This window comes from Lentimicrobium sp. L6 (assembly GCF_013166655.1).
In the GTDB taxonomy this organism is placed as follows: Bacteria; Bacteroidota; Bacteroidia; order Bacteroidales; family UBA12170; genus UBA12170.
In genome coordinates this window covers 1-25,868 of sequence record NZ_JABKCA010000051.1, presented here as the reverse complement: position 1 = coordinate 25,868, position 25,868 = coordinate 1, and the positions used below count along the sequence as shown (strand labels likewise).

21 protein-coding genes are annotated in these 25,868 nt (G+C 35.3%); 10 read left to right on the top strand and 11 right to left on the bottom strand.

Annotated features, from left to right (window positions below):
* The first annotated feature begins 137 nt into the window (after window positions 1-137).
* The 3 genes from HNS38_RS13305 to HNS38_RS13295 all read left to right on the top strand — a co-directional run bounded on the left by HNS38_RS13305 (window position 138) and on the right by HNS38_RS13295 (window position 1,855).
* Window positions 138-632 carry an RNA polymerase sigma factor gene (locus tag HNS38_RS13305; protein WP_172282684.1) on the top strand — a complete coding sequence of 165 codons (495 nt, stop codon included), beginning with the start codon at window positions 138-140 and terminating at the stop codon, window positions 630-632.
* Complete coding sequence (locus HNS38_RS13300) at window positions 616-1,257, top strand: hypothetical protein (RefSeq protein WP_172282682.1); 642 nt, start codon at window positions 616-618, stop codon at window positions 1,255-1,257. Before HNS38_RS13305 ends, HNS38_RS13300 begins: the two co-directional genes overlap by 17 nt.
* Before the next feature lie 142 nt (window positions 1,258-1,399).
* Window positions 1,400-1,855 (top strand): hypothetical protein, encoded by a 456-nt coding sequence (locus HNS38_RS13295; RefSeq protein WP_172282680.1) that lies wholly within the window; start codon window positions 1,400-1,402, stop codon window positions 1,853-1,855.
* Between the two features lie 51 nt (window positions 1,856-1,906).
* Here HNS38_RS13295 and HNS38_RS13290 read toward each other — a convergent pair whose 3' ends face one another.
* Window positions 1,907-2,518 (bottom strand): class I SAM-dependent methyltransferase, encoded by a 612-nt coding sequence (locus HNS38_RS13290; protein WP_172282678.1) that lies wholly within the window; start codon window positions 2,516-2,518, stop codon window positions 1,907-1,909.
* A gap of 288 nt (window positions 2,519-2,806) precedes the next feature.
* Between HNS38_RS13290 and HNS38_RS13285 the strand changes: the two genes are divergently transcribed.
* Window positions 2,807-5,581 carry a glycoside hydrolase family 3 N-terminal domain-containing protein gene (locus HNS38_RS13285; protein WP_216663723.1) on the top strand — a complete coding sequence of 925 codons (2,775 nt, stop codon included), beginning with the start codon at window positions 2,807-2,809 and terminating at the stop codon, window positions 5,579-5,581.
* A 93-nt stretch (window positions 5,582-5,674) separates the two neighbouring features.
* On the opposite strand, the gene HNS38_RS13280 is transcribed toward HNS38_RS13285, so the two are convergent.
* A complete protein-coding gene (locus HNS38_RS13280; RefSeq protein WP_172282674.1) occupies window positions 5,675-6,118 on the bottom strand; it encodes a DUF1573 domain-containing protein in 444 nt (147 codons plus the stop codon).
* A gap of 456 nt (window positions 6,119-6,574) precedes the next feature.
* Here HNS38_RS13280 and HNS38_RS13275 point away from each other — a divergent pair, with 456 nt between their 5' ends.
* The 4 genes from HNS38_RS13275 (at window position 6,575) to HNS38_RS13260 (ending at window position 12,177) form a co-directional block, all read left to right on the top strand.
* The gene (locus HNS38_RS13275; RefSeq protein WP_172346595.1) at window positions 6,575-7,843 is read left to right on the top strand and encodes a sensor histidine kinase KdpD; all 1,269 of its coding nucleotides are present in this window, start codon (window positions 6,575-6,577) and stop codon (window positions 7,841-7,843) included.
* Window position 7,844: 1 nt separating this feature from the next.
* Window positions 7,845-8,540 carry a response regulator transcription factor gene (locus HNS38_RS13270; RefSeq protein ID WP_172346594.1) on the top strand — a complete coding sequence of 232 codons (696 nt, stop codon included), beginning with the start codon at window positions 7,845-7,847 and terminating at the stop codon, window positions 8,538-8,540.
* 44 nt (window positions 8,541-8,584) lie between these two features.
* On the top strand, window positions 8,585-9,115 hold the full coding sequence (locus HNS38_RS13265) for a GNAT family N-acetyltransferase (RefSeq protein WP_172282668.1): 531 nt from the start codon (window positions 8,585-8,587) through the stop codon (window positions 9,113-9,115).
* Window positions 9,116-9,201: 86 nt separating this feature from the next.
* Window positions 9,202-12,177: a PEP/pyruvate-binding domain-containing protein gene (locus tag HNS38_RS13260; RefSeq protein WP_172282666.1), complete on the top strand. Its 2,976-nt coding sequence runs from the start codon at window positions 9,202-9,204 to the stop codon at window positions 12,175-12,177.
* Between the two features lie 370 nt (window positions 12,178-12,547).
* Here HNS38_RS13260 and HNS38_RS13255 read toward each other — a convergent pair whose 3' ends face one another.
* The 5 genes from HNS38_RS13255 to HNS38_RS13235 form a co-directional block, all read right to left on the bottom strand.
* Window positions 12,548-13,663, bottom strand: a complete 1,116-nt coding sequence (locus tag HNS38_RS13255; protein ID WP_216663722.1) for an MBL fold metallo-hydrolase — start codon at window positions 13,661-13,663, stop codon at window positions 12,548-12,550.
* Between the two features lies 1 nt (window position 13,664).
* The gene (locus tag HNS38_RS13250; RefSeq protein WP_172282664.1) at window positions 13,665-14,570 is read right to left on the bottom strand and encodes an oxidoreductase; all 906 of its coding nucleotides are present in this window, start codon (window positions 14,568-14,570) and stop codon (window positions 13,665-13,667) included.
* Window positions 14,571-14,581: 11 nt separating this feature from the next.
* Window positions 14,582-15,640: an NAD-dependent epimerase/dehydratase family protein gene (locus HNS38_RS13245; protein ID WP_172282662.1), complete on the bottom strand. Its 1,059-nt coding sequence runs from the start codon at window positions 15,638-15,640 to the stop codon at window positions 14,582-14,584.
* Between the two features lie 98 nt (window positions 15,641-15,738).
* Complete coding sequence (locus HNS38_RS13240; protein ID WP_172346593.1) at window positions 15,739-16,569, bottom strand: AraC family transcriptional regulator; 831 nt, start codon at window positions 16,567-16,569, stop codon at window positions 15,739-15,741.
* 829 nt (window positions 16,570-17,398) lie between these two features.
* The gene (locus HNS38_RS13235) at window positions 17,399-19,042 is read right to left on the bottom strand and encodes a sodium/sugar symporter (RefSeq protein ID WP_172282658.1); all 1,644 of its coding nucleotides are present in this window, start codon (window positions 19,040-19,042) and stop codon (window positions 17,399-17,401) included.
* Between the two features lie 333 nt (window positions 19,043-19,375).
* On the opposite strand from HNS38_RS13235, the gene HNS38_RS13230 reads away from it, so the two are divergent.
* Entirely contained in the window at window positions 19,376-20,326 is a 951-nt protein-coding gene (locus HNS38_RS13230) for an NAD-dependent epimerase/dehydratase family protein (protein WP_172282656.1), read from the top strand.
* 271 nt (window positions 20,327-20,597) lie between these two features.
* On the opposite strand, the gene HNS38_RS20440 is transcribed toward HNS38_RS13230, so the two are convergent.
* From HNS38_RS20440 to HNS38_RS13220, 4 genes are all read right to left on the bottom strand, one after another.
* Window positions 20,598-20,798, bottom strand: coding sequence for an OST-HTH/LOTUS domain-containing protein (locus HNS38_RS20440; RefSeq protein ID WP_253916398.1), 201 nt, complete (start codon window positions 20,796-20,798; stop codon window positions 20,598-20,600).
* 239 nt (window positions 20,799-21,037) lie between these two features.
* Complete coding sequence (locus HNS38_RS20435) at window positions 21,038-21,172, bottom strand: NYN domain-containing protein (RefSeq protein WP_371742952.1); 135 nt, start codon at window positions 21,170-21,172, stop codon at window positions 21,038-21,040.
* 33 nt (window positions 21,173-21,205) lie between these two features.
* Window positions 21,206-21,364: an NYN domain-containing protein gene (locus HNS38_RS20430; RefSeq protein WP_253916396.1), complete on the bottom strand. Its 159-nt coding sequence runs from the start codon at window positions 21,362-21,364 to the stop codon at window positions 21,206-21,208.
* Between the two features lie 45 nt (window positions 21,365-21,409).
* Entirely contained in the window at window positions 21,410-22,633 is a 1,224-nt protein-coding gene (locus HNS38_RS13220; RefSeq protein WP_172282654.1) for a PAS domain-containing sensor histidine kinase, read from the bottom strand.
* Between the two features lie 618 nt (window positions 22,634-23,251).
* Between HNS38_RS13220 and HNS38_RS13215 the strand changes: the two genes are divergently transcribed.
* Window positions 23,252-25,747, top strand: a complete 2,496-nt coding sequence (locus tag HNS38_RS13215; protein WP_172346592.1) for a DUF294 nucleotidyltransferase-like domain-containing protein — start codon at window positions 23,252-23,254, stop codon at window positions 25,745-25,747.
* Window positions 25,748-25,868: the final 121 nt, after the last annotated feature.

Here is a 25,868-nt window from a genome sequence, read left to right as displayed (position 1 = left end):
TCCTACTTTATAGCGCGTAATCGAAATTGCATTTCGATTATCACTCCTAATTTCCAATAAATATCACAAAAAGAAAAAATATTTTCCCTTGGGGTGTAATAATCTGTAATTTCATACACTAATTAATAAAAAACGATTTGAGTTACGATTTTTACAGAACATTCATTTTACCCTATGCGGCCATCATCATTAAGATATGCCGTGCTTATACCAATACTCAGGAAGACTTTGAGGATTATTATCAGGAAGTCAGTCTGCAGATATGGAAAAGCAAAGACAATTTCAATGAGCAATCGGAATGGTCAACATGGGTATACAAGATATCACTGAATGTATGTTTAAGCCTCCTCAAGAAAAACAAGAAAAGTAATGTGCAGTATTTTGCTTCCGATGCTATTCCGAATGAAGTATTTGAAGACAATGCCGCCTTTTCTAACGATGCCCTAAACCATTTATACGCAGCCATAAAACACCTGTCGGAAGTGGATAGAGGAGTCATCTTACTTTACTTGGAAGAGAAATCGTATCAGGAAATCGCCGATATCATGGGAACCAATCCCAATAATATAGGTGTGAGAATTAAAAGGATTAAAGAACGATTAAAGAAGATATTAGATGGACAAGACAATTGAAAACATCTGGAAAGAGGGATTTGTAAATGCAGAAGAAATCACGGTTCCCAAAATCAATAATTTATACAATCAGAAATCGATACATATCATTGAAAAAATAAAGAGGATGAACAAAATCAACCTCATTGCTATTGCTGTAGGAGCACCCATATTCCTTGTGATAACTTATTTTATGCATTTTCCCTTAACAGGAATCGCCACCTTCATCATCCTCGCAGTGATACTATATGTAAACCGGAATTTGATGAAAGGTTTTGACACCATCGATAAAGGGAATAACAGCTATGAGTATTTGAGCTCCTTTAATATCTGGTTAAAAAAACAATTGTCTATCAATAGAAAGATGGCTGGCTATTATTATCCAGCTCTATTTTTAGCAGTGGTAATAGGTTTATGGTTTAGTCCGGGCATACAACATGTGTTTCAAGAAATACTCGCCAAGCCCCATGAGATATACCTAGTTGGAGACTTCCCCATTCTTTGGACCATTCCAATTCTGATCATCACTATTGCTTTGGCATTTTTTGGAGGGCGTTTGTATAATTTCGATGTGAAATTGGTATATGGACCTGTATATAAAAAGCTAGATGATATTTTGGCTGATATGGAAGATTTGAGAAAATAATTGGTTGGAAGTCAGAAGCTCGAAGTGAGAAGGTAAAAAAAAAGTTAGAAGTAGGAAGTAAGAAGGCAGAAGTTGGATGACCGATGAGGGAAGAAGATGAGTATTATTGAGGCTTTAGGCTTCATATTTAAATAAGAAAGAAATGAAAATAGATAAAACCATTGACCTGTTTGAAGGTCTGAAATCAAGAACAGATAAAAAATCGGAAATTAAGATTTATACTAAATTTCAGAAACTACTAGTTAGTATCAAAAATAAAGGATTGGAGGAAAATCAGTTAACAGCCATTGAAGAAAAATTAGACTCTCTGGAACTGAATTCTTCACCCCAAAATCCAAGAAGGTTTTTCAGGAAAAAAATCAATGTTTTGGTGAATTTTCTCCAAAAAGAATTCTCCTATGTTCAAGAAGGTTATTATAAAAGCCTATACATGGCTTTAGGAATGAGCTTTGGAGTAGCAATTGGCGCCTCAATAGGAGCAACTGCTGGTCAATCGAATGGAATTGCTTTAGGTTTGGTACTTGGCATGACCATTGGAATTGTTTTGGGGCAAGCAAAAGATAAACAGTCTGAGAAAAAGGGATTGGTATTAAAATAATACAAGAGATTAAAATGCACCTTTATGACCGAACAGAATAATAGGTACTTTTTATTTATTCCCTGTCAATAAAAAAACTGGGTACTTCCCATAGGGTTTTTCAATGATGCTGGCAGATTGGATTTTCAAATTTTTAAACCCTACATGTTTTGCTATCTCTAAAAACTCAGCTCTATCAAAACCAAGATGATGCACTCCCGTATTCTCTTTATGAAAACTCCCATTTTCACTGTCCAAATCAGCAATAGCAATGATTCCATTTTCGGCTAACATATTGTGAAACTTCTTAAAAAGTGCAGAAATATCTTTCACATGATGTATGGTCATTGAAGAAATAATACCATCGAATTGTCGTTCTAGGTTTTCTTTGGTCAAATCCATTTCCATAATCTCTAGCTCACATTTTATAAGATCTCGTTTGCTTTCTAAAACCTCATTCATAGATTTTGAAATATCAATGGCTGTGATTTTTCCTACAGAAGGCGCAATGTCAGACAAAAGCAAACCTGTCCCTGAACCAAAATCCATGATGCTCATGCTTTGTTTATAATCCGCTTCTTTCATCATAAGTTGAGCTATATTGGAAACGTTTTTCCTTCTAGCTACTTCTCTATCGTAATCCTCAGCTTTTCCTTCAAAAAAATCTTTTGGGTTTACATTCATAGTTTGTCTTTCTATTTTTAGCGTACAAAGCTAATCATAATTGATGTTTCATTTCATTGAAATGCTATTGTGAATATCCAGCGACGGAAAGACCAAAATCCAAGCTCAAGTTTTGAAATAATTCATGAAAACTATTTTTTGATGCTTATTAGTTTTGAAAATCACTGTAAAGCTTGTAAAATAGCCTATTTTGTTCTTTTTGATGTGTTTTTGATGTAGTGTGAAATGACCTAAAAAGTAATAATTGCACGTATTTTTGTGCCAAATTATAAGTCAAACATAATCAAAATGAGATCAACTTTATTAATACTTTTAAGTCTAATTTTTTCTATCACTGCCTTTGCACAAACTCTTAGTGTTGATGAAAAAGTAGACAGTCTCCTTCAGCTCATGACCCTTGAAGAAAAAATTGGTCAGATGACTCAAGCCGAAAGAGGAGCTCTAGAAACCATAACTGACATTTCTTATTATTCATTAGGCTCTTTATTAAGTGGAGGAGGCTCTACTCCTGTACCCAATTCACAAGCGGCTTGGGCCAATATGTATGATGAATACCAAAACATCGCTTTAAATAGTAGATTAGGAATTCCTCTGGTTTATGGAGTAGATGCAGTTCATGGTCATAATAATGTTTATGGTGCTGTTATATTTCCTCATAATATTGGCTTGGGATGTACTTGGAATCCAAATTTAGTAACGACCATTAATCAAATTACAGCCAAGGAAGTGGCCGCAACAGGAATCGATTGGACTTTTAGTCCTTGCATAGCAGTACCTAGAAACGAAAGGTGGGGAAGAACTTATGAAGGCTTTGGCGAAACTGCAGAAGTTCAAAAAATGATGGCTTCGGCTTCGGTAATTGGACTGCAGGGAGAAAGTTTAACATCCTCCGAAACTATTTTAGCATGTGCCAAGCATTTTGTGGGCGATGGAGGAACAATGAATGGTATCGACCAAGGAAACACTGTTGTTTCAGAAGAGGTATTACGGGAGCTTCATATGGCCGGATATATTGATGCCGTCGAGCAAAATGTAGGAACAGTTATGGCTTCCTATAATAGTTGGAATGGCCAAAAATTACATGGTCATGATTACCTGCTCAATGATGTATTGAAAGAGGAATTGGGATTTGAAGGCTTTGTGATTTCTGATTGGAAAGGCGTAGATCAGGTAGATGAAGATTATAGAGAAGCGGTAAAAAGGTCGGTAAATGCAGGTATCGATATGGTGATGGTTCCAGACAGATATATCTATTTCATCAGCATTTTAAAAAGCTTGGTGGCAGATGGAGAAGTCAGTTTAGAAAGAATTAATGATGCGACCAGAAGGATATTAAAGCAGAAATTTCTATTAAATTTATTTGAGGAGCCTTTAACAGATCCAAGTTTAGCTGCCGATTTTGGTTCACAAGCACATAGAGATATAGCCAGACAAGCGGTAAGAGAGTCCAGCGTTTTACTAAACTCAAAAATAAATGTTCTTCCACTCCAAAAAAATAATCAGAAGATATTAGTTGCTGGTAAATTGGCCAATAATTTAGGTGCGCAGTGTGGTGGATGGTCTATTTCTTGGCAGGGTTCTAACGGGCAAATTACAGAAGGAACCAACATACTCCAAGGCATTCAGAATCTAGCAGAAACCAGTGAAGTTATTTATTCTGAGCTTGGTGATTATAACGAAAGTGTTGATGTGGCAGTAGTAGTAGTTGGAGAAAACCCTTATGCCGAAGGTGCTGGAGATAGAAACGATTTACATCTAGAATCTGACGAAATTAGTCTTATCAAGCGATTAAAAAATAAAGGAATCCCTGTTGTTACCGTATTGATTTCAGGTCGCCCTATGATTATTAGCGATGTGTTGCCCTATACCGATGCGTTTATTGCTGCATGGCTTCCTGGAAGTGAAGGCGAAGGTATTGCCGAAATCCTTTTCGGTTACCATAATCCCAGCGGAAAATTGGCGCACACTTGGCCCAGAAAAATGAGTCAAATTCCCATCAATTTTGGGGATAACAAACCAGGCCTTTTTGATTATAAACATGGGCTCCAACAATTTTCAAGCTTGGCAAACAGCACTCATTTATCACCTTATGCTGCCATTTGTCCTGGAGATGGTCAATCTGTTCTATTAGCAATATCGGATAAGATTTCTATTCTTGATTATGAAAATGAGGATTTTGTGATCAAAATAGACGGAGTAGCTGTCCCCAATATCATTAGTGATATTAGTATTTGGGAGGATGATGAAAGTATATTAGTGATAGCCCTAAACTCGGAACTAGAATCCTCTGATGAAGATTTGAGTATTTCATATATCGGTAGTGGTATTCAATCCAGCACTTTAGAATTGGAGCCATTTGAAGACTTCTATATCTGCAATGATATTGGCGCGTCACCTGGAAGCAATGATATTCCGGGAAAGATACAGGCGGAGAATTATTACGATATGTTGGGCATTCAAACGGAAGAATGTACCGATATTGGAGGAGGAATTAATGTGGGCTATATAGAACCTGGTGATTGGATGAAGTATGTAGTTGATGTCAAACAATCTGGAATATATCAATTAAAAAGCAGAATGTCAGGCTATAATTCAGGAAGTTTACGCTTTCAATTTGATGAAGGCATAGAGGCCAGCGTAAATTATACTTCCACCGATGGATGGCAAAATTGGGAGGATTTTTCCACAGAAGTATATTTAAATCAAGGAGAAACCATCATGACAGTATTGGCCCAAACCGATGCTTTTAATATTAACTATTATGATTTTGATTTGGTAGATGGTATCCTAGATAACACATCCTCTATAAAAGATATACAGGTGCTTCCAAATCCTGTTCGGTCTAAGTTTCAAGTAAAACTAATGAGCCAATCTTCAAAGGCTATTCATATCAATTTATACTATATGTCCGGAGTTTTAGCACAAAACCTTTATCATGGAATGATAAATACAGGGGGAAATACTTTTGATTTCATTATGAATTCGGATCTCCCTTCTGGTTTATATTTTGTTGAGATTAAAGACGATGAAAAGAGACATTTCTTGAAAATTATTAAGGAGTAATTGATTTCTTTTCAAACTAAAAAAAGAGTTTGCTCATCAGCTATGAATTACAAAACACATAAGCAATAAGCAAACTCTTCGCTACCATCGATATTATTTCAAACCAATAGTTTGGTCTTCCTCAACCACACCTTTAATAATTAAGGTATAGGGCTTAAAATCATTAGTGGTAACTCTTAATGACTTTCTAAATGCACCTAATTTTTTTGCATTATAAGTGGCGGTAATTGTGGATGATTCGCCTGGCATCACTGGAGATTTATCGTAACCTGTAACTGTACAACCACAAGAAGATTTCACTTTTGAAATGATAACAGGTTCCTTACTCGTATTGGTAAATACGAATTCAGCTTCTGCTGCTATGTTTTTAGGAATATTTCCAAAATCATATTCCTGAGAATCCCATTTTACCTTCGATGGACTTTCGGTTGTTTCACTAGTTTCTGTGCTCGATTTTACTTGATGAGCTGTTTGAGATAATACGGTTGTTGAAATAAATGCCATCAGGCATAAGCTTAAAAATAATTTTGTTTTCATGATCCTTTTTTTTGATTTTTAATTACAGAGCAAATGTAGGAGCAAGTTAGGCTGACCTATGTTAATGACTTTCAAATACTTGTTAATGAAGTGTAAATGGATTAGTATTTAAGCATTTAATCTTTAATTTTACACTGACGAAACGATTGGGAGGAAGCTATCAATAAGTGTAATTAGCCTGTTGCTATTTAAATATTAGCTTTGCCCCTACCCTTTAGGGAGACTGATTTTCAACGGATACTTCCTTTTTGTATAAAGGCAAATAGGCATTGGAAATCGATATTTATGAACTTTTTGGACATGCTTAAGATATAACAGATTTCAGAGGTTCTAGAAATAGTAAAATTCGAGGCGCAAATAAATTTCAAATCTGAGTTTACTATAGTAAATGAAGATTTTAAATTGATGAAGCAACGAAGAAGTTTGCATTTATAGGACCTCAAGAAAAAACCAAATATGAAGAAGAATAGGATATATAGTGTTATTATCTTAGGGAGTATTTCCCTAGTAGGCATCATTATATTCCAGGTATTCTGGATTTATAATACTTTCAGCTCAGATCAAAAACAACTGGATTTGAGTATCAAGAGTGCTCTTTTTAATGTGGCTCACCAAATGGCGGAGTTCAACGATTCTCAAAAGCCAAACATCAATCCCGTCAATCAAGTTTCCTCCAATAATTTCATAGTGAATATTGATGACATTATCGACCCTATTATCCTAGAGCATTTCCTCGAGACAGAGTTTGATAACAGCCATATCCACATAGATTATGAGTATGCCATTTACGATTGCGATAGCGATGCTATGGTTCATGTGAAAAGGATAAATGTAAGCGGAAAAAAGGAAAAACAACTGGAGGAGGGTGCTTTTAAAAAGTTCGACGATTTTAATTATTATTTCTCCATCCGGTTCCCAAGCAAAACCAGGTCGGTACTGCAAGATATGAATGTTTGGGCCATTTCGGGTTTTGTTTTAATTACTGCGTTCCTGTTTTTTATCTATGCTATTTTTGTCATCATTCGTCAGAAAAAACTCTCAGAGGTACAGAAAGATTTTATAAATAATATGACTCATGAGCTTAAAACGCCCATTTCTACCATTGGAATTTCTGCTCAAGTGATTTCGGAACCTAATATTGCCAATCAGCCAGAACGTCTAGCACAATATGCCAGCATCATCACTCATCAAAACCAACGATTGGAGAAACAAGTAGAGAAAGTATTGAAATCTACTTTGTCCGAAAAAGGAAAGATTCATTTGGAGCTAGAAGCATTCTCTTTAAATGATTGTATAAACCATGTGATTCGTGATTTTGAGCTGAAGGCCAAGGAGAAAGCAGGCGAAATCATTTTCCATTCCGATGATAATGTAGAGATCATCAAAGCCGACAAAAGCCATTTCGAAAATCTCCTGTTCAACCTTTTAGATAATGCCTTAAAATACTGTGATGTAAATCCGAAAGTAGAAGTATCTGCTCGATTAGAATCCTCAAAAATACATCTATCCATTGCCGATAATGGAATTGGAATAGATGATAAATTTAGAAAAAAGATCTTCAATAAATTCTTTAGAATTCCCACCGGTGACATTCACAATGTAAAAGGATTTGGTTTGGGATTAGACTATGTAAAAAACATAGTAAATGCCCATAACTGGAAAATTAAGGTGAAGTCAAGATCCGAAAAAGGAAGTATATTTACCATTATAATGAGTGCAAAATAACATGAGCAAAAAGCCAAAAATACTGTATGTAGAAGACGATATTTACTTGAGTTTTGTAACCAAAGATAACTTGGAGATTAAAGGATACGACATCAATTGGCAAAAAGATGGGGAGGCTGCTATTCAAGTTTTCTCTGAACAAGAATTCGATTTATGTATTCTCGATATTATGCTGCCCAAGCTAGATGGTTTCTCTGTGGCAGAGGCTATAAGAAAAGAAAATCAAGATATTCCTATTCTGTTTCTCTCGGCCAAAACCCTGAAAGAAGATCGCATCAAAGGATTAACCATTGGCGCCGATGATTATATCACCAAACCCTTTAGTATTGAAGAACTGGTATTGAAGATTGAGGTGTTTTTGAAGCGAAACAAAGTGAAGAAAGTAGAAACCCAAAGCAGTATTGCAGAGTTGGGTAAGTTCTATTTCGATTTTGAGAACCTCGAGTTATCCGAGAACAATAATGCCCAGCGGCTTACTCTTCGTGAAGCTGAATTGCTGCATCTTTTCTGTCAAAACAAGAATAAACTCCTTAAAAAAGAAGACATCCTCAATACCCTCTGGAAAGATGACAGCTATTTTCTGAGCAGAAGCCTCGATGTATTTGTATCCCGCCTTCGTAAACTCCTCAAAAAAGATCCTCGTTTAAATATTGAGAATATCCATGGGGTTGGATTTATTTTTAAGGTGGAAACGTAAATTGGATAGTTTAATTTAATGAACATAAGTTTTTATCCATAAAAATGAAAATAGACCGACACAGAATTCATGATGTTAAGGGTTCACAGTTTAAGAATGCCTGGAATCTTTATCATAGTTCTTTTCCCATTGAAGAGAGAAGAGAAATGAACAGCCAAAAAATGGTAATGCCTAAAAAGGAATATCACTTTGACTTGATATATACTGGGGAGGTTTTTATTGGAATATTTCTGTGGTGGAAATTTGAGAAATTGAGATATATTGAGCATTTCGCCATAGAAATAGAACATAGAAGCCATGGCTTTGGCTCCCAAATTCTAAATCATTTTATTGCAGAATCCAACAGTCCCATCATTTTGGAAGTGGAAAAACCCATATCACTCGTCCAGCAAAAACGCATTCAATTCTATAAACACCTAGGTTTCCATTTAAATAATCATGATTATCAACAACCACCCTATTCTAAATATCAACCTCCTCTCCCATTATTATTGATGAGCTGGCCTAATACTTTAGCTCTTCAAAATTATGATTATTTTATTCAAGAATGTCACCCTATTATTTTTCCAACTTGAAACTGGTCTCCGTGAATCCTCTAGATCTTCTAAATTCCCCACCAAAACTAAAAATATCCTTACTTTTGAGCTTCAAAAAACAGAAAATGAGCGAATCCAATATATTTCCCGAAACACCTATACAGCAAAGCTTTACCGATACCATGTTTAGCAATTTAATGCGCAATAGAATCTATCAAGTTCTATTGATTACTAGTGCATACGATGCTTTTATGCTAGAAGACGATGGAAGGATAGACGAGAAGATATTTATGGAATATGTTTCTCTGAACCTCCGCTATCCTCCTCAATTCATTATCGTGAATTCGGAAGAGGAGGCCATGCAGGTATTACATAGCGAAAATATTGATTTGATTATCAATATGCTTTCCATTGAGAATGAGTCGTCTACAGAATTTGCTCACATCATTAAAGAGGAATATCCTGAAAAACCAATTGTGGCACTAACTCCGTTTAGTCGCGAAATTTCATTACGATTTAAGCAAGAAGGTACAGAGCCCTACGATTATGTATTTGCATGGTTGGGGAATACTGACCTTTTGGTGGCTATTATTAAGTTAATCGAGGATAAAATGAATGCGGATTATGATATTAATGAAGTAGGTGTTCAAGCCATAATCTTGGTAGAGGATTCTATTCGTTTTTATTCTTCCTATCTTCCCAATATCTATAAAATCATTATGCGCCAGTCCATGAAGTTTATGCAAGAAGGGCTGAACGACCACCAGAAAATGATGCGAATGAGGGGAAGAGCAAAGATTTTACTGGCGACTACTTATGAAGAAGCCATTGGACTTTACGAAAAATATAAAGGCAACCTACATGGGGTTATCAGCGATATGTCCTATAACCAAAATGGGGTCATGAATAAATATGCTGGATTGTCACTGGCACGTCGCATCAAAGAGGATAATAAATATTTACCATTTCTCATTCAATCCTCCGATTATAAAAACAGCCTTTTTGCAAAGGAAATTAGAGTGGGTTTCATACATAAAAACTCAAAAAATTTAAATCGAGAATTACGAAATTTTATTGTCAATTATTTTGCTTTTGGGGATTTCATATTTTTAGATAGACACACTAAGCATGAAGTGGATAGAGCCACCGATTTGAAATCTTTGCAGAAAAAAATCTTCAAAATACCTGATGAAATTCTTAGCTATCACCTTAAAAGAAACCATATTAGTAAGTGGCTGAATAGCCGTGCCATTTTCCCCTTAGCCTCTGTTCTTAAACAATTTACACCCGATGATTTTAATAATTTGGATGCTTTACGAAAGTTTATCTTTGACAGTATTGCAGCCTATCGCATAAATAAGGGTAGAGGAGTAATTGCACAATTTAATCGTGATAATTTTGATGAATACCTCACCTTCATCAGAATTGGCTCTGGTTCTTTAGGTGGAAAAGCACGTGGATTGGCCTTTTTAGATAGTTTGGTAAATAGAAATAACCTGACATTTAAATATCCCGGTGTGGTTATTCGCATTCCTAAAACATTAGTTCTCACCACTGAGATATTCGATGAGTTTATGGAGGATAATGACCTTTATAAAATTGCTTTATCAGATATTCCAGATAAAGAAATTTTAGAACGTTTCTTAGCCGCAACCATGCCAGAACGTATACAGAAAGACCTTTCCGCCTTTATTGAAGTAGTTAAGAACCCGCTTGCAGTTCGGTCGAGCAGCCTGCTTGAAGACTCACACTATCAGCCTTTTGCAGGCATATATTCCACTTATATGGTTCCTTGCAATAATATTAATAATGAGGAAAAAATTACAGCCTTATGCAATTCCATAAAAGCAGTATATGCTTCAGTTTTTTATAAAGCCTCTAAGGCCTATATGAATGCCATTAGCCAAGTAATAGATGAAGAAAAAATGGCCATTGTTATTCAAGAAATGGTAGGTCGTAAACATGAAAACTATTTTTATCCCCATATTTCTGGAGTGGGAAGAAGCATTAATTTCTACCCTATCGATCCTGAATTGCCAGAAGAAGGTATTATAAATCTTGCCCTAGGCCTAGGAAAGCATATTGTTGATGGTGGTCAGAATTTAAGAGTATCTCCTTTTCATCCGAAAAAGATTTTACAATTATCCTCACCAGAGATGGCCTTGCGTGAAACTCAAAAGCATTTCTTTGCTTTAGACTTAAACCAACCTAATTTTACCCCTCAAACTGATGACTCCCATAACTTGGCCAGACTGAGGTTGAAAAAAGCTGAAGAACACGGAACTTTACAGCAATTAAGCTCCACTTTTGATCTACAGAACAACATGATAAGAGAAGGAAAACATGCAGTGGGAAAAAAGATTATCACCTTTTCAAATGTCTTGAAATATGATACTTTTCCTCTCTCTGCCATTGCTATCGATATGATGAAAACAGGGGAGAGAGAAATGAACAAACCTGTTGAAATTGAATTTGCCGTGGATTTGAATGATGCAAACGGTACACCGGGAACCTTCTTTATTCTACAAATTAGACCCATAGTTGAAAATCAGGAAGGTATTAAGGAGGATTTATCCAAGATTAAGAAAGAAGACACATTAATATATTCTAAATCCTCACTCGGAAATGGTATCATCAAAGATATTCATGATGTGATTTATGTAAAACCAGAGTGTTTTGATCCGGCCAGAAATGAAGAGGTTGCAAATATGGTTGGAGAGCTTAATGATAAAATGATAGCTGAAGACAAAAACTATGTTTTAGTGGGCCCCGGACGATGGGGAAGTAGCGATCCGTGGCTTGGTATTCCAGTAAAATGGCCGCAAATCAGTATGGCAAGACTGATTGTGGAGTCAGGTCTAGAAAATTACAGAATAGAACCCAGTCAAGGAACCCATTTCTTTCAGAATCTAACCTCTTTTAGGGTAGGATATTTTACTTTGAATCCATTTATTGAGGATGGGCATTACCAGCTCGATTTCTTAAATAAACAAACGGCTATTTATGAAAATGAGTTTCTTCGCCATGTGAGATTTAATGATCCATTGGAGATAAAACTCGATGGTAAGCATAATAGTGGCGTGGTCATGTTGCCTAAATAAATGATATTTATACTATTAACCTTCGACAGTAAATTAGCACACATTTTCAGATAATTAGCTCGTATATGCCACAGATTTATGAAGAGCTATCGGGATAACTCGATAAAATTTGAGGAAGTAGATGGGCAAATTATTAAAATCCAATATAGAAAAGACAATAATACATCATCTTATAACTAAAAACCATTTGATATAGCCCGCTATATCTTCATGATTTTCAGACTAAAATCTAATGCATTATTGTCTTTCTGTGTGATTAATTTATAATCGAACAGGTTATTAGAAACTATATTGATAGATATAAGCCCTTTCTATTTATCCATCATGAAGATATTTATATAGTAGGTTAGTAATATTTCTTTCAATAGCTCTACTTCAAATCCACAAACCAATCATTCTCCTGAGGCTCATTGCCCATTTCTACAATTTCACCTAATCTAGGAAGAGAAATATTAGCATTGGTTTTTTGAGCTTCAGCAGCATATCTTTCTACAGGCTCTTTCCAAGGATGCAATGCCAAAGGAAAACCACCCCAATGGATAGGAATACTCACTTTTGCTTGTGCATCTATTCCCGCTTTTATACTTTCCTCAGGGTACATATGTATTTGATGCCACAGCTCATTATACTGTCCACACTCCACAAATGCCCAATCAAAAGGGCCTAGCTTTTCACCAATTACCTTGAAATGTTTATCGTATCCACCATCACCAGTGCAATACAGACTGTGCTCGTCCCACTGAATTACCCAACCACCCCAAAGCGACTTACCACGATCTGTAAGTCCACGACCCGAGAAATGTCTCGAAGGGGTGAATGTGATTTTTAAACCATCCTCAGAAATTTCATCCCACCAATCGAACTCCTTAATTTGTGTATTTGGAATATCCCACTTCTCCAAATGACGCCCAACTCCCAGAGCTACATAATACTTGTTTACTTTCGATTTCAATTTTTTGATGCTGGCATAATCTAAATGGTCATAATGATCGTGAGTCATGAAAATGGCTTCAATGGGAGGCAATTCATCTATAATGGCCAAAACATTCTCTGTAAATCGTTTGGTTTTCATGGGTGCAATAGGAGAAGTATCATCACCTAACATGGGATCCATTAGATAATTTTTTCCATTGATTTGGATGAGTAAAGCGGAATGGCCCAGCCAAACAAATTTTGCCGTTTCAGGATTCTGAGCCCATTTTTCTTTGTCCAAAGGAATCATTTCCAAGTTCTTTTCAGGACTGCGTAAATGCTTATCGGTAAATTGTGCTCTTAATAAACCCGGCATATTCTTAAGCGTAATATCCATGGTGGTTTCTGTTTCATTGATGAATTTTTCACCATCCCACCATTTAGATTGTGCATAAATACTTTTATCAGAAGCCATGACATTGGCACCAAATTGCGGATTCAAATTGATATATAAGCCAATGGCCAAAACTATTGCTAATATGATGATAATAAACCACATAAAAAATTTCTTCATTTTATAAATACTTAATATTGGTGAGTTTCTCCGATACTTCCCATAATTGCTTGGCAATTTGAGTATCATGAGATAAAGGAGTTGATTTAGCAATTCCAGGCTTGCCTTTCATTTCGCTGAATCCTGTAGGACCAATATATTCTCCACCTTTTAAATCTTCTGCTAAAGCTGCAAATTGAGTAGGAAGGGCTGCGTCTTCTGGCCGATGCGACATCAATCTTATAACAGGTAGCAATAGGCTATAAAGCCATTTTGAAACATGTCTTCCTAAATCAGTATCAGAAACGCCAGGATGAGCAGCAATAGATTTCACATGACTTCCTTTTGCCTTCAATCGTCTGTCTAATTCGTAGGAAAACATCAGGCAAGCTAATTTGCTTTGACCGTAGGCTTCAATCTTTGAATAGCTCTTTTCGCTGTTTAAATTTTCGAAATTGATTTTAGCGCTTTTATGGGCTATACTACTCAATGAAATCACTCGTGAACCTTTTGTTTTCTCTAATATAGGGAGTAATAACCCTGTTAAAAGAAAGTGTGCAAAATAGTTCACACCCATCTGACTTTCGAAGCCTTCCTCCGTTTTGGCAAATGGAGGAATCATAATTCCAGCATTATTAATCAGAAGATCTAATTGTTGATGGTTCTTGGTGAATGCGCTTGCAAAATCTCTAACAGATTTCAGGCTGTTTAAATCCAATATCATGATCTCCAAACTAGCCGTTGGGAGAATCTTCATGATGGTTTCTTTGGCTTTTTGTGCTTTTTGAATATTTCGGCAAGCCATAATCACATGCATATGCTTATTGGCTAGAGCTATAGTGGTTTCATAGCCCAAACCTATGTTTGCGCCTGTAACTATGGCTACTTTCCCTTTTTGTGAGGGTATATTTGTTGGGTTAAAGTTCATGATCATCTTTTTTATTTCTTATTGAAAACACCATTGTCAATCATCTGCTGAAAGAAATCTTCCATTGTTTTTTCGATGGGAATATATTTAATGCCCAATGCTTTTTTGCTCTTGCTATTGTCAACCAGCCATTGGTAGCCAAAGTTTCTACTGACCATCTTGCGTTTAATACCCTGAAGAGGACCTACTAACCAAACCAAGAATTTAGGTAATTCTTTTTTCGGTAGCGGATAAGAATCGCCATATTTAGGCCTTAGCATTTCTGCCAATTGTAAAAATGTTTTATGTGTATTGGAAATAATATGACGCCCTTTGGCTTTAGGTAGAAACCCCGCATTGATATGGGCATCTGCCACATTTCTAACATCTACCACTCCAATATCTAATCCTGGAGCACCCATTTTCATGCTTCCGTCACCCATTTGTTTAATCAGGTTAAAGCTTTCTGATGTAGAGATTGGATTGATGCCAGGGCCCAAAACTAAAGTTGGGTTGATGACTACTAAATCCCATCGTCCTTGTTCTTCATTCATTTTCCAAGCTTCTTTCTCAGCTAAGGTTTTAGAGTAGCTATAGGCTTGGTGTTTGAGGTTAGAGGTGGTATTCCAGTTTTCTTCGTCTGCAATTCCTCCGGGTAAATCTAAAAGGTCTATGGTATCTCCAATGACGGCAGCACAACTACTGGTCAATACCACTCGTTTCACGCTTTCGGTCTTGTTCACCGAGTCCAATACATTTCTAGTTCCCAATAGCGCAGGATCTATTAAGTCTCTTTGAGGATCTTTTACCGAATTGATAAAAGGAGAAGCAGTATGGTAGACGAGTTCACAATCTTTCATGGCCTCCTCATAAGAAGCATTTTGCAAAAGGTCAGCTTTAAAGTATTTTATCTTACCTGATGTTTTTTCAGCAAGTTGATTAAGATATTTAAGTTTTTCCTTATTATCAGGGTTTCTAACGGCAGCATGTACTGTAATTCCATCTTCTAATAATTTCTTGATGATCCAGCCTGCCACATATCCTGTAGCTCCAGTTACCATGATAGGTTTTGTTTTATCTATAGTTTTCATTTTTTTTCTTTTTTTGTTTTATTGATGCTGCAAATTTATTGAGTAATTATAGTTTTTACTTGTCTAAAACCTTCAAAACAACTTGTCTATTCATGTCATTAAGCTAAAGCTTGAATTCGTGATGGAGGCATACCAAATTGCTTCTTAAAGGCACGGCTAAAATGGGCTAAATCTTCAAAACCGGCTTCTAGATATACTTCAGAAGGCTTTTGTTCTCCTTGAAGCAATCTGTTTCTGGCATAGTTTAATCTTTTCTTCATAATCCAGCGATGTGGAGTTTCATTAAATACCATTTTAAACTCTCTGTTAAAGGTAGATAAGCTTCGGCCAGTTTGTATAGCTAAGGTTTCTAAGGGTAGATTCTCTAGATAATTATAATTCATGAACTGAACAATATCAGCTCTTTCCGCCATGGAGTATTCTCTAAAGATAGCTGCATATTTAGCATTAGATTTAATGATGGCCAATAGCGCTTCTTTGGTTTTAAGTTTCACTAATTCAGGATCTAAATCATCACCAGTATCTACATAATCTTTAATAGATTTCATTAAACCCGATAATAAGGAATTAGATTCTAGAGGAACAATTCTTTCGGCAATGGGTTCGAGATGATTGGGGATGTGGATATTCCTGATGATTTTTCTGATAAAGTCATTGGTAAGTGCGAAGAAATAGGTTTTGGCTGCACCCTCTTCTTTTTTATAGGACTTATATACAGTGGCTTCCGTATATTTTCTAACCAATGCATATTCTCCAGCTGAAATAATATAAAACTGTTGGTCTATCCTAATATGCAATTGACCTTGCTCCACAAACACCAAATAGGAGGAGGGTAAGTAGGCAGTGGTCTCTTTTGAAATATCAGTTTCGCATCCCGCAGCAATTTCCAAGTCTCCACAATGAATATATTTAATATCAGAATTTTCCATTTGACAAAACTATTCAAAATTGGCATGTCCTATTTGTCTAAAAATGTCAAACTATCATAAGGGTTTGTTAAAAGTAGTTAGTACTTGGAGTATCTAAAGTACTTAAAGTTTGGCTTAGATTGTAAGTTACATATGTTTCCTTCCAAAAGGGATGAGTGCCTTCGGTCATTGAGCGTAGTCGAAGTGAGAGGATCGCGTCCCTAATATGTTCAGTGTAATTATGTACCAAGTAATGAGTGAACGTACTGTAAGTTTGTGTATTATGCCAATATAATCGCTTTTGAAGTTCTGCTATGCAAAACCTCAGCATGTTTTCCGAGGGCATATAATACTCAAAACTATTTTCATCTTTGACTGATAGCTGTCAAACACAATGGCCAGTTTAGGATTGAATCTTTTTTGTTAATTCTTATTGATGTATACACTCGGATTGCAACCTTAAATCCGCATGTAACAACAATGAGCTGTTAATATCTCCTTTTTCACAATTATAGCACAGGTATTGTTCATACAGCAGTTTAATTATTAGGATATTTTATTCAGTTTGTTTGATACAACCTAAATGAACACTGTTCTTGTAGCATTATTTTTAGGAAAAGACACAAGTCTTCCATCTCATTTTGAAACAAGGAGTGATTATCTTCAGAAATTTCATCTAATCCTCATTCTAAATCGCCATATAGCCTAAGTACATCATACCTACCAGTTCTGATCCACTTTGCAGGTATTGACAAGGCTTGGTTTTTGTAAAAATCAAGGAGTTGACTTTTGTCAATGACTGTTTTCAGAAAAAGCATAAGGTGTTATCGGAGTTTTCTTGCAGAGACTACTACCAAAACAAAACATAAAGCACCACCAACATAATTAGAATGGCATAGGCAGCTATATTGAAAATGCTGTCAGTTTTGAATATTTTATTGGTGAATTTGATGGCTTTAGGATCGTCGTCATAAGGATTAGTAGTTAAACTTACTCCAACAATAATAACTAAGGTCATGAGGAAAGTATAGAACATTTGATCCATCCACGGTAATTCCAGTGAGGGTGTTTTTAGCATTAATGCAATTGGAATAGATACTAAAATACCAACAATTGCTCCTTTATTATTTGTCTTTTTATAGAAAAGGCCTAAAAGAAAAACTGCTAATACTCCAGGACTCACTAAACCCGTATACTCTTGGATATATTGGAAGGCTTGATCGATGTTTCCAAGTAGAGGAGCAACAAAAATAGCAATAACTAAAGCTATGGCACCACTTATTCTTCCCACTTGTACATCATGATCTTTACCATCTTTCTTGGCTAAATAAGGTCTGTAGATATCCATGGTGAAAATAGTAGAAGTAGAGTTCACCATAGACGCTAAAGAAGAAACAATGGCTGCTGCTAATGCTGCTACCACTAAACCTTTGATTCCGGTTGGAATAAAGCTGGCTATTAACCAAGGATAGGATTTGTCGTAATTTACTCCTCCTCCAGCTTTGCTAAATGCATCTTGAACACCATCAACAATTGCAGTTCCTTCGGGTTGGTAAAACATCACATAAGCTATGATACCAGGAATAACTACGATTAAAGGAATGATCATTTTTAAAAATGCAGCGAAGATGATACCTCGTTGAGATTCTTTTAAGCTTTTTGCAGCTAAAGTTCTTTGAATGATATATTGGTTGAAACCCCAATAATAAAGATTAGCCACCCATAGTCCACCTACCAAAACTCCAATACCAGGAAGGTTCATGAATTCCGGGTTTTCCTTTTTCAATATCATATGAAATTTATCGCCTGCCGTGTCGTAAATATGATTTAATCCATTGACGATTCCTCCCTGGGGAGTCACATAATCCAGAGCAATCATAGAAGTGATTAGTCCTCCAGCTACAAGCAAGGTTACTTGAATAACATCGGTCCAGGCAACAGCTGCCAAGCCCCCATATAGGGAATAAGCAGCAGCAAAAAGGGCCAATCCAATAATGGCTGGCATAATTAAGGAGCCATCTCCTGAGCCCATAATGGTATCTAATGCCTTTCCTCCGAGGAATAGCACAGAGGTTAGGTTCACAAAAATGAATAAGGCAATCCAGAAAACCGCCAATATGGTTTTAAGCTGAGTAGAAAACCTTTTTTCTATAAACTCGGGAATGGTATACAATCCTTTTTCAATAAATATGGGAAGGAAATATTTACCTACTATGATTAATGTTAAAGCTGCCATCCATTCATAAGAGGCAATAGCCAAACCAACAGCCATACCGGAACCCGACATACCTATCATTTGTTCCGCAGAAATATTAGCCGCAATAAGAGAGGCTCCAATGGCCCACCAAGGCAATGATTTGCTAGCTAAAAAATAATCCTCGGCTGTTTTTTTAACTCCTTTCTTTCCTCTAGACACCCAAATCCCAACTCCAAGAATGAGGATGGCATATAGGGCAAATATGGAATAATCAAGTAATGTAAAGTTGGGGTTCATCGTGTTTTAGTTTTTATTAAATAGGTTAGTCAGATATGTATTTGCTTGTTAAAATCAATTTATGTATTTGATATACTTTACTTTATCATGTATTTCGACTTCCACATTTAAAAAGGAAATATCAATAAAGAGCACAAATATAGTGATTTAACTATATTATTTAAAAACGAAATTGCTTAAAACTAGAACGATATCACTATCGGATTCATTTATAATTGGATGATAAAATGGTGTCTTAAACAATAGAGTCGATCAGAGTTTTACCCAATTCCATCAAGGACATCAAACACGATAGTGATTTTAATAAATTTGCAGCAAACAAAAGCAAAGGAAATGGAAAATATATTGGTTATTGGAGCTGCTGGACAGATTGGTTCTGAACTCGTTATTGCATTGAGAAAGAAATTCGGTAGTGAAAATGTATTTGCTACAGATATCAAAGAGCCACCAACAGATGTTTTAGAGGGCGGTCCTTTTCAAATTATGGATGTAATGGACAGTAATCGTTTGATTCATTTTGTTATTCGTCATAAGATTACTCAGATTTATCATTTGGCTGCTGTATTATCTGGAAATGCAGAAAAGATTCCATTACAAGCTTGGGATATCAACATGAGATCTTTGATGAATATTTTAGAATTAGCTAAAGAAGTACCTGAGGTAAAGAGAGTATTCTGGCCTAGCTCTATTGCTATTTTCGGCCCCTCTACTCCTCGTCAAAACACACCTCAATATACCATCACAGAACCCAACACCGTTTATGGAATTAGTAAGTTAGCTGGTGAGAGATGGGTGGAATATTACCACCAAAAATATGGTTTAGATATCAGAAGTATCCGTTACCCTGGTCTAATTTCTTATAAAACAGAAGCAGGAGGAGGCACTACTGATTATGCAGTAGAAATTTTCTACGAAGCCATTCGTGAAGGGAAATATGAGTCTTTCTTATCTGAAGATACCAGTCTACCCATGATGTTTATGGATGATGCCATTCAGGCTACTATCGATTTAATGGATGCTGATATTGAAGACCTTTCTATCCATTCTAGTTATAATGTGGCAGGAATGAGCTTTAACCCTAAACAATTGGCAGAAGAAATCAAGGAACACATTCCAGAGTTCAAGATTTCATACAAACCTGATTTTCGTCAAGCCATTGCCGATAGCTGGCCAGCATGTATCGACGACAGTGTGGCTAAAAAAGATTGGGGATTAAATTATAAGTACGATATCAAATGCCTAACTAAGGTGATGTTAGATGGAATAAAGGAAAAACTTTCCTAGAAAGTTCTATCATATAGATAAATAAAAAGCCTGAAAACGAGAGTCGTTTTCAGGCTTTCTTCATATAAACTGAAACCTTAATTCTAACAAGTATTAATAGAGTGAATTAATCATTACAAAATCATACCCATTGTATCATGAAATAAGCTCAAAAAACATTTCATTATCTGTATTAGTGAGTTTTTCGAGGCAAATGGTAGCCTGTATTGAAATGGCGGTAGAACCAAGTTCTAGCACATTATGCGCCTTTGCTAAAAATAACAGGTGAAACTTATTTTTTAATTCTTACATAAACATGCTTTATTGATTTATGGTCCACATCTCTTTCTTCTATTTCAAACACAGAATCCAAAGATTTAATCATAGGAGTTAGTTTTACAAAACCATAATTTCTAGGATCAAAATCAGATTTCTTTTTATTCAATAAACCACCTACTCTTGCCAAAAAAGCCAAATCTGTATCAACAGCCAAATCATCGATAGTTGTTTTAATTAAATTAATAAGCCTTTTATCTATTTTATCGAATTCAACTACAGATTTTGCTGATGATTTCGACTTTGAACTAGAGAATCCAGATTCTTGATTCGCTTTTTAGATTTAGAGATAATTTCTATATAAATAAACTTGTCACATGCTACGATAAAGGGATAAGGAGTCTTTTTTTCTCCAATACCAATGGCCAGTTTACTAGACTCTCTAAGGCGTGTTGGCTATCTTGTAAAGTCACTGTCGCTTGAAACAATACAGAAGCCATCTATCTTTTCACGGTGAAGAATATCCATAGCATCAATAATCATTGCAGAATCAGTTGCATTTTTACCCGATGTATAACTGTATTGTTGAATTGGAGTGATTGCATGCTCTAATAACGCGGGTTTTTACCCTGATACCGTTGGTTTTATCCAGTCAACATAAATTCTCTTTATTGAAGGAATACCAAACTTTGTAATTTCATCAAGCATACCTTTAATATTACTATATGGAATATTATCAGCATCTATTAAAACAGCTAGATTCAAATCTGTATTATCTCTCATAACTTTTAATATTCTAATAATAAAATCTTTCTATCAATTTCCCTATCAATAAACAGCTAAAGGTAAACTAAATTTAAAAACACTCCCTTTACCCAATTCACTTTCAGCCCAAATTTTCCCATGATGATTTTCTGCAAATTCTTTACAGAGAACTAATCCAAGTCCCGTTCCTTTCTCGTTTTTTGTCCCTAGCGTTGAATGGCTTTCGTCGGTTTTAAATAGTTTATCTATCACTTCTTTAGGTATTCCAACACCATTATCTCTTACTGAGATAAGCAGCATATTTTCTACTAATTCAGTTGAGATAACAATTTTCCCACCAGAATGTGTAAACTTAATAGCATTCGAAATCAAGTTCCTTAATACAGTAGCTATCATTGCTTTATCTACAGATACTATGAGGTTATCAGGCAAATCCTTATCAATTATAATGTTTTTTTGTCGAGCAATATCTTCAAATAAGACTAAGACTTCCTCAAACAAATCGCTTATTACTATGTTTATTGGATTAAATTTAATTCCGCCAGTTTGTGATTGTGCCCAATACATTAAGTTCATCAGTAGGTCAACGGCTCGTGACGCAGATTTAAGAATAATATTTGCATACTCTTCAACTTTGTCTAGATTCTTTGCTTCTACTTCTTCAATAATCATTTCACAAAAACCTAAAATTGAATTGAAAGGGCTTCGTAAGTCATGAGCTATTATTGAAAAGAACTTATCTTTTTCAGCATTTGATTTTATGAGTTGCTTATTCTTAATTTTTATCTCTTCACCTGCCAAACGTAATTCAGTAATATCTGTTGTTATACCAATCATGCCAATAATCTCACCTATATAATCCAATAAGGGAACTTTGGTTACAATCTGATTAATAGGCTCACCATTTGGGTTGTAACCCGATTCCTCTTTATTGAGTATGGATTCGCCAAATTGTATGACTTTTTTATCGTCTGCAAAATATTCTTCTGATAGTTCCAAAGGAGTTACCTCAAAATCAGTTTTCCCTATAATGTCTATTCGAGGATCTAATCCTAGGCTTTTTAAATGAGCACACATACGGGATAAATGTGCTTTGTTTGCTAAAGTTTTACGGAACTCTTTGTCTTTTACAAAAACAGAAGAAGGCAGATTGTTGATGATGGTGTGGAGTAGTATCTTATCTTTTTGCTTTTGGGTTTCAGAAGATTTTTTCAAAGAATTGTATTCTTTACGTAATTCAGCTAATTCTGAGACAAGCTGTTCTTTAGTTTTTTCTTGGTCTTTCATTTCCGTGTTCCCTATCTGGTCATCTATTTATGCATTCTATTATTTAGAAATCATCACACTGAAGATAATTAGAGCTTCATTATTTGGGTATTAGAGGTACTAATTTATAGTTACTTGCAAACCATTAAATTATTATAAGAGTTTATTATTTCATCCAAAGATATAAAAAAAGCACTTAAATATGAAGCACCATTTGTAAATGAATGGCTTATACATATAATTATGATTCCACTAAAAGCCAAAATGTAGTTTTTATCGGTATCATAATTTTTAACCTTAATCTGAAAGCAATTCCGATTGTGAAAGTAAAACTTATAATTATCAACTCTTTCCTTGAATAAGTATTCCATAAAACATTAAACCACTACCAATTACACCCAAGGCACACCTGATTGTCTCGAAATTTGGATTAAGGACTTTACTTATGAATAAAATAGAAGATCCTCACACAAAATCTTTTTAAACAAACTCTTTTTTCTAGTATTCATTGCCATTTACTTTTTAAAACGTAAATTGCATTAAAAATAGTCAAGCTAGCTAATGATAAACTGTTAAAGCTAACAGCCATAACTATCAGACTATTCTTATTCATAGTAAACATCCTTAATAGTCCATATTTTGAAAAACAACCGGAGCTTCTATTTAGGCGTAGCATTACCCTCAGCATTGGCAATAGTTTTATTTATTGCTTCCATACATATTTTCTTTATTCCATTTTTTGAGAAAGCAATTATGGATGACAAAAAAGAAATGATTGCAGAACTAACTAATACAGCATGGAGCTTAATTAATGAATATGAGACTGAATATAAGAACAAAAGTTTAAGCCTAGCGGAGGCTAAGCAGTCAGCTAAAGATAGAGTCGCTCAAATTAGATATGGCTCTGATCAAAAGGATTATTTCTGGATTATCGATGAAGAACCAATAATGATCATGCATCCATACAGGCCTGAGCTCATTGGCTCTGAATTAAAGGATTATTACGATTCAAATGGTCATAAACTCTTTGTGGAAGCTGCCAATGTGGTAAAGAAGCAAGAGGAGGGCTTTATAGATTATATGTGGCAATGGAATGACGATTCCACCAAAGTTGTACCCAAATTATCCTGTGTGAAATCCTTTCAACCTTGGGGTTGGATAGTGGGAACGGGAATCTATCTTGAAGATGTGGAAGAAGAGCTTAATGAGTTGAGAGATTCGCTACTAATCATTTCATTATTCATTGCTTTCATTATCGCTATGATTCTGTTTTACGTGGTTCGACAAAGCTTAAGTATAGAAATGAAACGTCAAAAACTGACTGAAGAACTACACGAATCGAGACAAAAATATAAAACATTAGTGGAGGCTTCCAACGAAGGAACACTCATGTTTTTGAATGAATCCATCATATTTTCAAATGCTAAGTTTAGAGCCATTTGTGGTTTTGATGAAAAGGAAGTGAGTCGAAAAAAATTAGACGAGCTTTTTACCACCAATTGGGATAACATACATGCTAACTTCCTCAACAATACAAAGTCTTTTTCATTCGAATCTTCACTAATATGTTCAGGAAATAGCTTTAAAGAAGTAGTTTTATCTATTTCAAAAGTAGAATACGCAAAAACCTATGGCTATATCATAACTAGCAAAGAAGTATCAAAAAAAGAATTGGTAGAGCGTGAACACGATAAATTCTCTGGAGAGGTAAAAACATCGCTCTTGTTAATGAAACAGGCCATAAAACCTCTCATTCAATCCATTGCATCCTGCACTGCTGATACCACAATTCAAATGGCAGCCAACAAAATGGGACGTTTGAATAAAAATTTTCTCCTTATAAAGCAGAACCATAATATATTGGGTATTGTAAGTAGTCAAGATATTTCCATAAAATCTGTGGCTAAAGGTTGTGAGCTTAATAAGCCCATTACTAGTATAATGACGGCTCCTTTGACTACTATCTCCGAAACGGCAAGTTTACATGAAGCGCTATTGATGTTTACTTCCCAAAAGGTTTCCCACTTGGTTACTACTGATATAGAGAATGCCATCTCAGGAGTTATTTCCTACGATAGAATAATCTCTATTCAACACAATACATTGTCATACTTACTCTTTGAAATAGAAAATACAAATACAGTTGATGAATTGCGAAAAATTCATAATAAAGTACCTACTCTTATTCAGGCACTTGCAGAAAGTAATGACCATATCTATGATACCGTTGCTTTTGCTTCTTCTATTTCTGATAGAATCACACAGAAGCTAATAGATTTCGCCATTGAAACTTATGGCCCTGCTCCTTGTAAATTTGTTTTTATAGCCGTGGGAAGTGAAGGTAGAAAAGAACAAACCCTCCTCACCGATCAGGACAATGGATTGATTTATGAGGATGGCAACGACAATGAAAAAACACAAGAATATTTTCTAGAATTAGCCAATTATATTTCTGATTCCTTGAACGATATAGGATATCATTATTGTAACGGAGGTATAATGGCTTGTAATCCAAAATGGTGTCAACCCCTCTCAAAATGGAAAGAATATTTCTCATCTTGGGTTTTGAGCACCGAAACCGAAAGTCTGATTGAAGCCAGTACATTTTTAGATTTTAGAGCTATACAAGGTCATAGCCAACTTAGTAATGATTTGAAACAATATGTGCTATCACTTGCTAAGTCTAATAACGATTTCTTGGTCAAGCTAGCAGATATGACAGCTAATTTCAAATCCCCCCTCAATGCATTTGGGAACCTGGTGGGCAATGATCTTACTTCTAAAGTCAAAACCATAGACTTAAAAACCATATTAACACCAATTATAAAATACGCTAGAATAAATGCGCTTAAGCAAGGTATAGAGCATACAAATACTACTGAGAGAATTAAAGCTTTAAACCAAGCAGGTAAAATATCAAAGAACTTTTACAAGGACATAGATTTGGCCTATAACTATATGATGAAGCTAAGGCTTAAAAACCAGTCTAGATTAATCCAAGATGGAAAGGCTCCTCTAAATACCATTGAAATATCTGAGCTTTCAGTTATCGAAAAGAGTTTCTTGAAGAGTGTTTTTAGTTTGATTAATAATATTTCTAGTAGTATTACTAGTGAAGTTAAGAATGTGGAATAGGAGGATCTGTAGGTTTAATGAATTGATGAAAAAGCTAGTTTAGCTTTTGAGAAGAATACTCAAGGTACAGGGCAAACGCATACTTTGTTAAAAAGCTATATTTAGAAGAAAATAGTTTAAT